The sequence below is a fragment of the Streptosporangium sp. NPDC000095 genome, assembly GCF_042899335.1.
Lineage (GTDB): Bacteria > Actinomycetota > Actinomycetes > Streptosporangiales > Streptosporangiaceae > Streptosporangium.
The window spans coordinates 31,484-44,585 of sequence record NZ_JBIAZS010000015.1 but is presented as its reverse complement, the minus strand read 5'-3'; the positions used below and the strand labels follow the sequence as shown (position 1 = coordinate 44,585).

The window sequence follows — 13,102 nt, the reverse complement described above, 5'->3', positions numbered from 1 at the left end:
TGCTTTTCCAATCTTTCTGGGGGGGGATCCGGAAAGGAGTCAGGTGTTCATCCGGCCGGGTGGTCATGCGGCCACGAGGACTGCCGCAGGACGAGGGACGGCTGGAGCAGGAGGTGCGCGCCGGCCTCGGGGGTGTGGGAGGCCGCGGAGATCACGGAGGCCGCAGAGGTGCCGGGGTCGCCGGGGGAGGGCGGGTCGAACAGCCGGGTGAGCAGGCCCACGCAGCCGGCCGCGGCCTCGGCGAGCGGCTGGCTCACGCTGCTCAGCCCCACCGCCCTCGCCACCGGCGTGTCGTCGAAACCGATCACGCTGACCGGGAGGCCTTCCTCGTCGCCGGCCCGTCCCGCGACCGTGAGACGCCCCTCGGCCGTCAGGCGTCCCGAGGCGATCAGCTGTCCCGAGGCGGTCAGGGAGCGGACGGCGTGCAGCGCGCCCAGGGCGAGCGAGTCGCTGGCGCAGACCAGCGCGGTGATCGGCCGCTCGGCACGCAGCAGTTCACGGGCCGCCTTCTCGCCGTCGGCCACCCCGTCGTCCGTGGCCTGGTCCAGGCCGGCCGGGTCGATCCCGGCGGCGGCGAGGGTCCTCGCCCAGCCGGACCTGCGGTCGTCGCCCACACCGGAGCCTCGCGGCCAGCCGAGGAAGCCGATCCGCCGGTGACCGGCGTCGAGCAGGTGGCGGGTGGCCGCCGCGGTGCCGGCCGCGCCGTCCACGTCCACCCAGGGGTACCCCGGATCCGCGGCCGTCCCGCCGGAAGCGGCGTCGCCGTCCGCCGCGTCTCCCGCGTCTCCCCAGGGCCGTCCGAACGTGACGAACGGCAGCCGCCGCTCGCGCAGCCACGCGGGGCGGCCGTCGCCGTGGTAGGTGCTGGTGAGCACGAAGGCGTCCGGCTCGTGGCTTCCGACCAGCTCGTCGAAGGTGTCGATCTCCGTACGCTCGTCGCCCGCCGCGTACAGCAGGATCCGGTATCCGGCACGGGCCGCCGAGGCGGTCAGCCCGTGCAGAAAGCGGTCCAGGACCGAGCCGTTGATCCCGTCCCGGTCGGGTTCGATACGCGTCGCGATCAGTCGTGATCGGCCGGTTCGCATCTGCCGGGCGGCCTGGCTGGCCCGGTAGCCGAGCGTCTCGATCGCCTCCCGCACCCGGTCGCGGGTCTCCTCGCGGACGAGTTCGGGGCTGTTGAGCACGTTCGACACCGTCTGGCGCGACACCCCTGCACGGCGCGCGACGTCGGTGATCGTCACTTTTGCAGCCATTTGCACCCTTCTAGGGGTTTGAACGTTCAAAGGGGTATGAGGCATGATTGGATCGTTCAAGTAAACGGAGCGTAATGGTTGGATCGTTCAAGTAAAGAGAGTGTTTCGCAATGTGTACCCCCCGGCCGTCTTCTGTCAAGACGTCACCGGCTCGACACGATCTCAGGGAGTCAGTCGTGCTCGACGACGCCTCATCCCCCAGCCCACAGGCGGTCGCGGTGGGCGGCTCCGCCGACGCCTACCGCCTCCAGCCCCTGCTGCACGATCTCGTCAGCACCGTGCTGGCGCCGACCGTCGCGCTGAGCGGCGGCGACGGGCAGATCCGCCCGGCCGGTGTCCAGGGCGTGTTCCACGCGGACTCCCGCGCCCTGTCGCGGGCCGTCCTGACGATCGACGGCCGAGAGCCCGAGGCCGTGGGCCACGCCCAGAGAGGGCCTGGCGCCACCGGGTTCGTCACGCTGGCCCGATGGCTGGGCGACCCCGTCCCCGATCCCACTGTACGGATCGAGCGGTTCCGGCAGGTCACACCGGGTGGCATGGAAGAACGCGTCGAGATAGTCTCCAGCGCGACCGTTCCCGTCGCCGCCGTCGTGAGCCTGGAGCTGGGCTGCGACTTCGCCCCCATCGAGGTGGTCAAGTCCGGCGGCGACACCGCGGAGGCGGCGGCCGAGCGCACCGCGCCCGATCAGATCTCCTGGAACTCCGGCGGCGTCCACGTCGTGGCGACCGGTACGGGCGCGCGGGCCGAGTCCGCCGGGTCCACCGGGTCCGCGCGCACGGCTTTCCTGCGCTGGCCGGTCGAGCTGGCGCCCCGCGCCAGGGTCACCCTGTCGTGGCGGGTCGAGGTGCGCGACCCCCAGGCCGTGGTGACCGCGCCCGATCGCCCCGCCGAGTGGGCGGGCGAGGGAACTCCCCGCGTCGTCGCCGCCGACCACCGGCTGAGCAGGCTCTTCGAGCAGTCCATGGACGACCTGCGCTCGCTGCGACTGGCCGAGACCGCGGCCCCCGGTGACGTCTTCCTCGGCGCCGGAGTGCCCTGGTTCCTCACCCTCTTCGGCCGCGACAGCATCTGGGCCGCCCGCATGCTGCTGCCGCTCGGCACGGAACTGGCGATGGGCACCCTGCGGGTGCTGGCCCGCAGGCAGGGAACCAGGCTGGATCCGGGCTCCGGCGAGGCCCCCGGGAAGATCATGCACGAGCTGCGCCGGCACGACTTCACGGTCGAGGGCAACGACCTGCACCTGCCCGCCGCCTACTACGGCACGATCGACGCCACCCCGCTGTGGATCGCCCTGCTGCACGACGCCTGGCGCTGGGGCGCCCCCGCCACGGAGGTCGCCGCGCTGCTGCCCCACCTGGAGGCCGCCCTCGGCTGGCTCGGCCACCACGCCGACCCCGACGGGGACGGTTTCATCGAGTACATCGACACCAGCGGCCGGGGCCTGGCGAACCAGGGCTGGAAGGACTCCGGCGACGCGCTGCGCTTCCACGACGGCCGCCAGGCCCAGCCGCCGATCGCCCTGGTCGAGGTGCAGGGCTACGCCCACCAGGCGGCCAGGCAGGGAGCCGACCTGCTGGAGGCGTTCGGCCGCCCCGGCGCGGCCCGCTGGCGCGAGCACGCCGCGGCGCTGGCCGAGCGCTTTCGAGCCAGGTTCTGGGTGGAGGGGCCACAGGGCAGGTTCCCCGCCCTCGCCCTGGACCGGGACAAGCGCCCCGTCGACGCGCTCACCAGCAACATCGGGCACCTGCTCGGCACCGGCCTGCTCACCGGGGCGGAGGAGGCGGAGATCGCCGACCTCCTCGTCTCCCCGCAGATGGCCGGTGGCTTCGGCCTGAGGACGATGTCGGCGGACGCGGGCGGCTTCAGCCCGCTGTCCTACCACTGCGGGTCGATCTGGGCGCACGACACGGCGATCGTGGTCGCCGGACTGGCCCGCGCCGGGTTCGCCACGCACGCGGCGACCCTCGCCGAGGGGCTGCTCACCGCGGGCGAGACGTTCGGCTACCGGCTGCCCGAGCTGTTCGGCGGCGACGACCGGTCGGCATTGGGGCGTCCGGTTCCCTACCCGGCGGCCTGCCGCCCGCAGGCGTGGTCCGCCGCCGCCGCGGTGACCGTCGTGCACGCGGCACTCGGCCTCTATCCCGACGTGCCCGAGGGGCGGATGCTGCTGCGCCCGCTCGCCGGTGCCCCCCTGGGCGCGGTCTTCGCGGGAGGTCTGCGGGTCGCCGGAGCGGAGGTGAGCGCGGCCGTCGACCGGGAGGGCGAGGTCGTCGTGACGGGTCTGCCCGAGGGGATCCTCACCGAGCGCGCCTCGACCTGAGCCGAGCGTGCCTGGACCTGAGCCGGGCGCGTCACCGTACCGCGCAGGCGGGTGGGGACGCGCGGATGGGCGGGACGTGCGGCGGGAGGCTTCCCGGAGAGGGCGTTCGCCGACCGCCGCGGCGCGGGCCCGTCGGCCGCCGGACGGGGACGCTCAGCCCAGGTGGCGGCCGAACCAGTCCAGGACACGCCGATAGGCCTCGGCGGCGGCGCCGGCGTCGTAGCGCGGGCCGGTGTCGTTGAAGAAGGCGTGGCCGACGCCGGGAAACGTGACGATCTCGTGTTCCAGGCACGCCCTTTCCAGGGCGGTTCCGGCCTCCTCGCGGGTGGCGTTGACCCGGTCGTCCCGCTCGGCGTAGATCGCGAGGACGGCGGCCCTCGCCCCTGAGAGGTCGGCGTCGCCGGGAAACGGGCCGTAGAACGGGACGGCCGCCGACAGGCGCGGCTCGTCCGAGGAGAGCAGCAGCCAGGTCATGGCGCCGCCGAAGCAGAAGCCGATGACGCCGAGCCTCTTGCCGGGGGCGCCCCGCTCCAGCTCGCCCAGGGCGGCCTTCATGTCCGCGGCGAGGCGCTCGGGGGAGAGGGCGCCCAGCGCCGCGGTGGCCTGAGCCGGGTCCTCGAAGGAGGCGGTCCCGCCCTCGCGGGAGAGCAGGTCGATGGCGAGCGCACAGTAGCCGTCGGCCGCCAGGTGCCCGGCGACCGACCGGATGTGGTCGGTGAGCCCGCGGTTCTCGTGGATCACCAGCACCGCGCCTCGCGGGTCCGCGGGCGCCGCCCAGGCGCCCCTGAGGGTGACGCCGCTCTCGGTGCCGGGGAAGATGATCTCCTCGGTCGGCAGGGGCGAGGAGATCGGGGGCGGTTCGCCGCCCGGTGGCACGGTGGACGCCGTCGCCGTGTCGGATCCCGTGGCGGACGGCGCGGTCGCGTTCCCTCCGCCGCTTTCCCAGGTCGCGAGCAGGGCGACGGCGGCGGGTGCCTCCAGCCCGAGGAGGGTGAGGCGGTGCAGCGCCTCGTGCCGGGGGACGAGCCCCGCCGCGTGGTCGACCGCGACCTCCTCCGCGAGGTACCGGTGAAAAGACATCACCAGCACACGGTAGGACCGGCGAATGAAAGCCACGGCAAAGCCGGACCACGTGCCGCCACCCGAAAACCGGGGAGCGCGCGGCCTCCGACGAGGGTCTCCCGAAGGCCCCCTCCGCGGTGACCCACGCGGATTCCACGTGCCCGTGAGGACGCCGCCGGCCTCGCCCGCGAGACCTGTCCACTATTGGACACGCTCCCTCGGGCTTTTGCGTATTTCTCCATGGTCGGCCGGTTCCGATCCGTAGATCATGTGAGGACCGGCCGTGCGCGACCTCGCGTCGTCGTACGCACGCGGCGGCACGTGCGGAGATGCACGAGCACGGATGGTTACAGACGGTTATAGAGGGTTGCGGAGGGTTGGAGGGTCGATGGGCGAGGGTGGAGCGCCGGTCCCGCTCGGTAACCGGCCGGTCTTCGACACCGCGGACCTCGACGAGGCCCGCGAACTGGTGGCCGGAGTGTTCTGCCCCCACCGGCTGGAGCTCACCGGTGGCACCTCCCGGCTGGCCGCGCGGCTCAACTCGGTCCAGCTGGGCACCGTGCGGGTGAACTACCTGGACTACGGGGCGGACGTCCGCATCGAGCCCGGGGAGCTCGAATCCTTCTTCCTGGTGCAGATCCCGCTGGCCGGGCGCAGCCTGATCCGGTGCGGCGGCCAGGAGATCGTGTCGACGCCGGGTCTGGCCTCCCTGCCGTCGCCGTCGGAACACCTCGACATGCGCTGGGCGGCCGGCTGCCCCCAGCTGATCGTCAAATTCGACCGGCCGGTCGTCGAGGACGCCATGGAGCGGATGCTCGGGGAGCGGCTCGACCGGCCGATCGTCTTCGACCTGGGCATGGACATGACCGCCGGCTGGGCGAGAGCCTGGAAGGCGATGGCCGACCTGATCGTCAGGGAGGCCGAGTACGGCGACGGGCTCGCCGCGCAGCCGCTCGCGATCGCCCACCTGGAGAACGCCATGCTCTCCTCCCTGCTCACCGGGCAACCGTCCAACTACCTGGAGCGGCTGAACGCCCCTCGGCCCCCCGCCCTGCCCAAGGTGGTGCGCCGGGCGATGCGGTACATCGACGACCACGCCCACCTGCCGCTCACGACGGACGAGGTCGCGAGCGCCGTGGCGGTCAGCGGACGCTCGCTCCAGGAGGGCTTCCGCCGCCATCTCGGCCTGACCCCGATGACCTACCTCAGGGATGTGCGCCTGGGCAGGGTGCACGACGAACTGGCGGCCGGCGATCCGGCCAGGTGCACCGTGACGAAGGTGGCGGCCCACTGGGGCTTCCCGCACCAGGGGCGCTTCGCCGCCCTCTACCGCGCGCGCGCTACGGCCGGACGCCGTCCCAGACGCTACGCGGTAACTGACGGCACTCGGCCCGGCAGTCGGACGGCCAAGACGTCGAGGTGAGGACGAATCGGGGAGGGGCGGGGGAGGATCCCGCGCCAGACGGATGGAACCCGCGCTGAGCGGATGGCATGGGCGGCGGCGGCCGTCGTACCTTTTCACCAGGCGCCGCTCGATCGTTCCCCGCTTCGGGGAAGCCCTCTCAAGGCTTCCTCGAAGCTCTCGAAACCTCCTCGAAAGGACATCTCACCATGCGCAGAATCCTTGTCGTCGGCGCCGGTCAGGCGGGCCTCCACCTCGCCCTCGGCCTGCTGCGGAACGGCTACGACGTCACCGTCGTCTCCAACCGGACCCCCGAGGACATCCGCGACGGCCGGGTCATGTCCAGCCAGGCCATGTTCGGCACCGCCCTCGGCCATGAGCGTGACCTCGGCCTGGACCTGTGGGCGGACGGCTGCCCGTCGATCGACGGGATCCAGTTCGCGGTGGCCGGCCCCGACGGGGACCCGGCGATCCGCTGGGCCGCCCGGCTCGACGCCCCCGCCCGCTCGGTCGACCAGCGGCTGAAGATGCCCGCCTGGATGGCCGAGGTGGAGCGGCTCGGCGGGAAGATCGTCATCCATGACGCCACCGTGGAGGACCTGGAGGGCTACGCCGCCCAGTACGACCTGGTCATGGTCGCCGCGGGCAAGGGATCGATCGCCTCGCTCTTCGAGCGGGACGCGTCGCGCTCGCCGTACCACGCCCCGCAGCGGGCCCTCGCCCTCACCTACGTCAACGGCCTCACACCGCGGCCCGACCACTCCGCGGTGTGCTTCAACATGATCCCCGGGGTCGGCGAGTACTTCGTGTTCCCCGCCCTCACCGTCACCGGCCCCTGCGAGATCATGGTGTTCGAGGGCGTTCCCGGCGGGCCTATGGACCGCTGGGCGGAGGTCGCCACCCCGGCCGAGCATCTGGCCATGAGCAGGCGGATCCTGGAGACCTTCCTGCCGTGGGAGGCCGAGCGCGCCGCGGACGTCGAACTCACCGACGCCGGCGGTGTCCTGTCCGGCCGCTTCACGCCGGTCGTGCGCAGGCCGGTGGCGACGCTCCCGTCGGGTGCCCCGGTCCTGGGCGTGGCGGACGTGGTCGTGCTCAACGACCCGATCACCGGGCAGGGGTCCAACAACGCCGCCAAGTGCGCGGCCTCCTACCTGTCCGACATCCTGGAGCGCGGCGAGTTGCCGTACGACGGGGCCTGGATGGAGCGGGTCTTCGAGCGCTACTGGCGAGACGCCCGGCACGCCACCACCTGGACGAACGCGCTGCTCGCGCCCCCGCCGCCGCACGTGCTGGAGCTCCTGGGAGCCGCCGGCGAGCTGCCCGAGGTGGCCTCCCGTTTCGTCAACGGCTTCGACGACCCCTCCGACTACGCGGACTGGTTCCTGGACCCGGCCGGCGCGGCCGAGTACCTGGCGCGGGCCGGGAAGTGAGGCGGCGCCATGAGATCCCTGCGCGACGCCCTCGGGCAGTTCGCCACCGGGGTGGCGGTGGTCACCGCCGCCACCCCACGGGGTGACCGGCTGGGCGTGACCGTCAACTCCTTCACCTCGGTCTCGCTCGACCCGCCGCTCGTCCTGTGGTGCCTGTCCCGGCGGGCCCCCAGTGCGCCGGCCTTCGCCGAGGCGGAGCGGTTCGCGGTCAACGTCCTGGCAGCCGGCCAGGAGCACCTGTCACGGCGGTTCGCCACGCCGCTGCCCGACAAGTTCGCCGGGGTGGAGACCCGTCTCGCGCCGGGCGGGGTGCCGGTCCTCGCCGGGACCGTCGCCCACTTCGCCTGCCGCGCGGTGACCACGTACGACGGAGGTGACCATCTGATCTTCGTCGGGGAGGTCGAGCACTTCCGGAGACAGGAGGGCGAGCCGCTGGTCTTCCACTCGGGGAGCTACCGGGCGCTGTCCGCGCCGGACCGCGAGATGGCGCTCTGCGAACCCTGACGGCGATTAGGGCAGGTCAGCCGGGGTAAGCCCCGAGGATGACACGGCGGAGGGGCCTCTCCCGCTGGCCGGTGATCCGGCAGCTGATGGGAGGGGACGGCAGGGGCGACGCCGCGCGTTCGGCGCGCACCGACGTCCTGCGGCCCCGCACCGAGGAGGCCGACGGCGTCGCGCGTTCGGTCTGCCCGTTCTGCGCGGTCGGCTGCGGCCAGCTGGTCTACGTCAAGGACGGCCGGGTCACCCAGATCGAGGGTGACCCCGACTCGCCCATCTCACGCGGGCGCCTCTGCCCCAAGGGGGCGGCGAGCAAGCAGCTCGTCACCCACCCCGGCCGGCAGACCCGAGTCCTCTACCGGCGGCCGCACGGCACGGACTGGGAGCCGCTCGACCTGGAGACGGCGATGGACATGATCGCCGACCGGGTGGTGCGGACCCGCAGGGAGACCTGGCAGCAGGAGTACGAGGGCAGGACGGTCCGGCGCACCATGGGCATCGCGAGCCTGGGCGGGGCGACGCTGGACAACGAAGAGAACTACCTGATGAAGAAGCTCTACACCGCCCTCGGCGCGATCCAGGTGGAGAACCAGGCCCGTATTTGACACTCCTCCACCGTCCCCGGTCTGGGGGCCAGCTTCGGGCGTGGCGGTGCCACGGACTTCCAGCAGGATCTGGCCGAGTCCGACTGCATCGTCATCCAGGGCTCCAACATGGCCGAATGCCATCCGGTGGGATTCCAGTGGGTGGTGGAGGCGAAGGCGCGCGGGGCGAAGGTGTTCCACATCGACCCGCGCTTCACCCGCACCAGCGCGATCGCCGACCGCCACCTGCCGATCCGCGCGGGCAGCGACATCGTGCTGCTCGGCGCGCTGATCAACCATGTGCTCTCCAACGAGCTGGACTTCCGCGAGTACGTGGTGGCCTACACCAACGCCTCGGCGATCATCTCCGAGGACTTCGAGGACACCGAGGACCTGGACGGGCTGTTCTCCGGATTCGACCGGGAAAGACGCGCGTACGACCCGTCGAGCTGGGCCTACGAGCGCGGTGAGGAGGATGAGGCGTCCGACGTCGGCGGCGAGCGGATGGAGGGCGGTCCCCGGCACGCCGAGGCGGCGGGCCCCGAGCAGTACGGCTCCGGTGGCGCCGCCGCGCCGTCGAGGCCGCTCACGGATCCGACGCTGCGCCACCCCCGCTGCGTCTACCAGATCCTGCGGCGGCACTTCGCCCGCTACACCCCGCAGACGGTGTCGGAACTGTGCGGCATCTCCCCGGAGGACTTCGCGGAGCTGGCCGAGGCGATCACCGCGAACTCGGGCAGGGAACGTACCACCGCCTGGGCGTACGCGGTCGGCTGGACCCAGCACACCGTGGGCGCGCAGTACATCCGCACGGCCTCGATCCTGCAGCTGCTGCTGGGCAACATCGGCCGCCCCGGCGGCGGGATCCTGGCGCTGCGCGGCCACGCGAGCATCCAGGGCTCCACCGACATCCCCACCCTGTTCAACCTGTTGCCGGGCTACCTGCCGATGCCCCACGCCCACCGGCACGAGGGGCTCGACGACTACCTCGCCAAGGCCGGGGCCGAGACCGGCTTCTGGGGCAGGAAACGCTGCTACCTGGTGAGCCTGCTCAAGGCGTGGTGGGGCGACGCCGCAACCGAGGAGAACGACTTCCGCTTCGACAACCTGCCCCGCGTCACCGGCGACCACGGCCATTTCACCACCGTGATGGGACAGATCGACGGCACCGTCAAGGGCTACTTCGTGGTGGGGGAGAACCCGGCGGTCGGCTCCTCGGGCGGCCGGGCACAGCGTCTGGGCCTGGCCAACCTCGACTGGCTGGTGGTGCGCGACCTGACGCTGGTGGAGACGGCCACCTTCTGGAAGGACGGCCCCGAGCTGGAGACCGGGGAGACGCGCACCGAGGACATTGCCACCGAGGTGTTCTTCCTGCCCGCCGCGAGCCACGTGGAGAAGGACGGCACCTTCACCAACACCCAGCGGCTGCTGCAGTGGCGGGAGAAGGCGGTCGAACCGCCGGGCGACTGCCGCAGCGACCTGTCGTTCTACTACCACCTCGGCAAGCGGATCAGGCGGCGGATGACCGACGACGAGATCGACCGGCCGGTACGCGAGCTCACCTGGGACTACCCGGAGGAGGGCGAACACGCCGAGCCGTCGGCGCGGGCGGTGCTGCGTGAGATCAACGGCACCGGCCCCGACGGGCGGACCCTGTCGGCCTACACCGAGCTCAAGTCCGACGGTTCCACCCGGTGCGGGTGCTGGATCTACTGCGGGGTGTACGCCGACGAGGTGAACCAGGCGGCCCGTCGCAGGCCGGGGAACGAGCAGAACAGGGTCGCGCCGGAATGGGGCTGGGCCTGGCCCGCCAACCGGCGCATCCTCTACAACCGGGCCTCCGCCGACCCCGAGGGCCGCCCGTGGAGCGAGCGCAAGGCCTACCTGTGGTGGGACGAGGAGAAGGGGGAGTGGACCGGGCTCGACGTGCCGGACTTCGAGCGGCACAAGCCGCCCGGATACGTGCCGCCCGAGGGAGCCCTGGCCGAGGACGCGCTGGCCGGGACCGACCCGTTCATCATGCAGCCCGACGGCAAGGGCTGGCTGTTCGCCCCTGCGGGACTGGCGGACGGGCCGCTGCCGACCCACTACGAGCCGCACGAGTCGCCGGTGCGCAACACGCTGTACGGGCAGCGGGCGAACCCGGCGCGCCAGACCTACCCGCGCCCGGAGAGCCCCTACAACCCGCCGGGCTCACCGCGCTTCCCGTACGTGCTCACGACCTACCGGCTCACCGAGCACCACACCGCCGGGGGGATGAGCAGGCCGCTGGCCTATCTCGCCGAGCTGCAGCCGGAACTGTTCTGCGAGGTGTCGACGGAGCTCGCCGCGGAGCTGGGGCTCGTCAACGGCGGGTGGGCGACGATCGTGACGTCCCGCACCGCGATCGAGGCCCGTGTGCTGGTGACCTCGCGCGTGCGCCCGCTGCGCCTGCGGGACGCGACGATCCACCAGATCGGCCTGCCCTACCACTGGGGCTGGGGTAGCGGCGGCCTGGTCACCGGCGACGTCGTGAACGACCTGATGCCGCTCGTGCTCGACCCGAACGTCTACATCCAGGAGGGCAAGGCCATGACCTGCGACCTGCGGCCGGGCAGGCGCCCCACGGGCAGGGCGCTGCTCGGCCTGATCGAGGAGTACCGCGATGGCTGAGCGGATGGGCTTCTTCACCGACACGAGCATCTGCATCGGGTGCAAGGCCTGCGAGGTCGCCTGCAAGGAGTGGAACGACGTGCCCGACGACGGGTTCGTCTTCCGCGCCACCTCGTACGACAACACGGGCGGCCTCGGTGCCGACACCTGGCGCCACGTGGCCTTCATCGAGCAGCCGGGCGGGAACGGCGGGCAGGGCATCGAGGGATGGCTGATGTCGTCGGACGTGTGCAAGCACTGCACGCGCGCCGCCTGTCTGGACGTCTGCCCGACCGGGGCGCTGTTCCGCACCGAGTTCGGCACGGTGGTGGTACAGGCCGACGTCTGCAACGGCTGCGGCTACTGCGTGCCCGCCTGCCCGTACGGCGTGATCGACCGCAGGGAGCGCGACGGCCGGGCGTTCAAGTGCACCATGTGCCACGACCGCCAGCTCGGCGGGCTGGAACCGGCCTGTGCCAAGGCGTGCCCCACCGACTCCATCCAGTTCGGGCCGCTGGAGGAGCTGCGGGCCCGCGCCGAGGAACGGGTGGAGCTGCTGCGCGGCGAGGGCAGGCCGCGGGCGCGCCTGTACGGGGCGGACCCCGGCGACGGCGTGGGCGGGGACGGGGCCTTCTTCCTGCTGCTCGACGAGCCCGAGGTGTACGGCCTGCCTCCTGACCCGGTGGTCACGACCAGGGATCTGCCCGCCATGTGGCGCTGGGCGGCCGGGGCGGCGCTCTCCATGGTCGCAGTGGTGGCGGTGTCCTTTTCCGGGTCCTTTTCCGGGCGGAGGTGGTCGCGGTGAGGCGCGGTGAGGAGACGATGGTGCCCGGGGCCGAGTTCCGCTCCTACTACGGGCAGCCGATCATCAAGGCCCCGATCTGGCACGAGCCTCACATGCCGCTCTACCTCTATCTGGGCGGAACCTCCGGTGCCGCGTCGGTGATCTCCGCCGTGGCGACGCTCACCGGGCGTGACCGGCTCGCGCTCACCGCCAGGGTCACCGCGGCCGCCGGTGCCGTGGCCGGCGCCGGTTTCCTCGTCGCCGAACTCGGCAGGCCGGAACGGTTCCTCAACATGCTGCGCGTGTTCAAGCCCACCTCGCCGATGAGCGTCGGCTCCTGGCTCCTGGCCGCCCACAGCGCCCTGACGGCCGTCTCGGCCGCCTCCGCGCTCGTCACCGCCGGCTCCGTCAGGGAGATCCCCGCCCGGTCCATCCCGTGGTTCCCCGCCTGGCCGGCCCTGCGGGTTCCGGCCCGGCCTGTCCCGGGGGGCACCCTTGGGCTCGCCACGCGGTTCCCCGCCCGGTTCGTCCTGCGCATCCCGGTGCTCCCGGTGAAGGTCACCCGTGCCCTGCCCGCGGTCGGCGACGCGGCCGCCTGGGCGGCCGTGGTGACCGGGCCGCTGATGGCGACGTACACCGCCGTGCTCGTCGCCGACACCGCCGTGCCCGCCTGGCACGAGGCCCACCGCGAGCTGCCGTTCCTGTTCGCGGGGAGCGCGCTGGCCGGTGCGGGCGCCGTGGGCATGCTGGCCACCTCGCGCCGTGAGGCGGGCCCGGCCCGCGTCACCGCGATGCTGGGCGCCGCCGTCGAGACGGTCGCGGGCGCGGTGATGGAGCACCGGCTCGGCCTGGTCGGCGAACCCTACCGGCTGGGCAGGCCGGGCCGCCTGATGCGGACGGCCCGAGCCCTCACGGTGGGCGGCGCCCTGCTCGCCACGGTCGCCGGGCGCGGCCGTGCCCTCGGCGCGCTGTCCGGTCTCGCCCTCACCGCGGGCGCCCTCTGCACTCGCTTCGGCGTCCTGGCCGTGGGCAAGGCCTCGGCCGCCGACCCGAAGTACACGGTGGTGCCCCAACGGGAGCGCCTGAGGAGACGGGCGGACGAGAACTCCTGACCGATGACGTCTTTTACCGGGG

At 72.6% G+C, this 13,102-nt stretch carries 9 protein-coding genes; 7 read left to right on the top strand and 2 right to left on the bottom strand.

Annotated features, from left to right (window positions below):
* Positions 1–47: 47 nt before the first annotated feature.
* A complete protein-coding gene (locus tag ACFY3V_RS29105; RefSeq protein ID WP_389777966.1) occupies positions 48–1,253 on the bottom strand; it encodes a LacI family DNA-binding transcriptional regulator in 1,206 nt (401 codons plus the stop codon).
* 176 nt (positions 1,254–1,429) lie between these two features.
* Between ACFY3V_RS29105 and ACFY3V_RS29100 the strand changes: the two genes are divergently transcribed.
* Positions 1,430–3,574 carry a glycogen debranching N-terminal domain-containing protein gene (locus ACFY3V_RS29100; RefSeq protein ID WP_389777964.1) on the top strand — a complete coding sequence of 715 codons (2,145 nt, stop codon included), beginning with the start codon at positions 1,430–1,432 and terminating at the stop codon, positions 3,572–3,574.
* A gap of 153 nt (positions 3,575–3,727) precedes the next feature.
* Here ACFY3V_RS29100 and ACFY3V_RS29095 read toward each other — a convergent pair whose 3' ends face one another.
* Positions 3,728–4,654 carry a dienelactone hydrolase family protein gene (locus ACFY3V_RS29095; RefSeq protein WP_389778152.1) on the bottom strand — a complete coding sequence of 309 codons (927 nt, stop codon included), beginning with the start codon at positions 4,652–4,654 and terminating at the stop codon, positions 3,728–3,730.
* 370 nt (positions 4,655–5,024) lie between these two features.
* On the opposite strand from ACFY3V_RS29095, the gene ACFY3V_RS29090 reads away from it, so the two are divergent.
* From ACFY3V_RS29090 to nrfD, 6 genes are all read left to right on the top strand, one after another.
* Positions 5,025–6,059 (top strand): AraC family transcriptional regulator, encoded by a 1,035-nt coding sequence (locus ACFY3V_RS29090; protein ID WP_389777962.1) that lies wholly within the window; start codon positions 5,025–5,027, stop codon positions 6,057–6,059.
* Between the two features lie 188 nt (positions 6,060–6,247).
* Positions 6,248–7,471, top strand: a complete 1,224-nt coding sequence (locus ACFY3V_RS29085) for a styrene monooxygenase/indole monooxygenase family protein (RefSeq protein WP_362903217.1) — start codon at positions 6,248–6,250, stop codon at positions 7,469–7,471.
* A gap of 9 nt (positions 7,472–7,480) precedes the next feature.
* Positions 7,481–7,975 (top strand): flavin reductase family protein, encoded by a 495-nt coding sequence (locus ACFY3V_RS29080; RefSeq protein WP_362903219.1) that lies wholly within the window; start codon positions 7,481–7,483, stop codon positions 7,973–7,975.
* Between the two features lie 38 nt (positions 7,976–8,013).
* Entirely contained in the window at positions 8,014–11,205 is a 3,192-nt protein-coding gene (gene fdh, locus ACFY3V_RS29075; protein WP_389777959.1) for a formate dehydrogenase, read from the top strand.
* Positions 11,198–11,989, top strand: a complete 792-nt coding sequence (locus tag ACFY3V_RS29070; protein WP_362903223.1) for a 4Fe-4S dicluster domain-containing protein — start codon at positions 11,198–11,200, stop codon at positions 11,987–11,989. Before fdh ends, ACFY3V_RS29070 begins: the two co-directional genes overlap by 8 nt.
* The gene (gene nrfD, locus ACFY3V_RS29065; protein ID WP_389777956.1) at positions 11,986–13,080 is read left to right on the top strand and encodes an NrfD/PsrC family molybdoenzyme membrane anchor subunit; all 1,095 of its coding nucleotides are present in this window, start codon (positions 11,986–11,988) and stop codon (positions 13,078–13,080) included. The genes ACFY3V_RS29070 and nrfD overlap by 4 nt, the downstream gene beginning before the upstream one ends.
* The last annotated feature ends 22 nt before the right edge of the window (positions 13,081–13,102 follow it).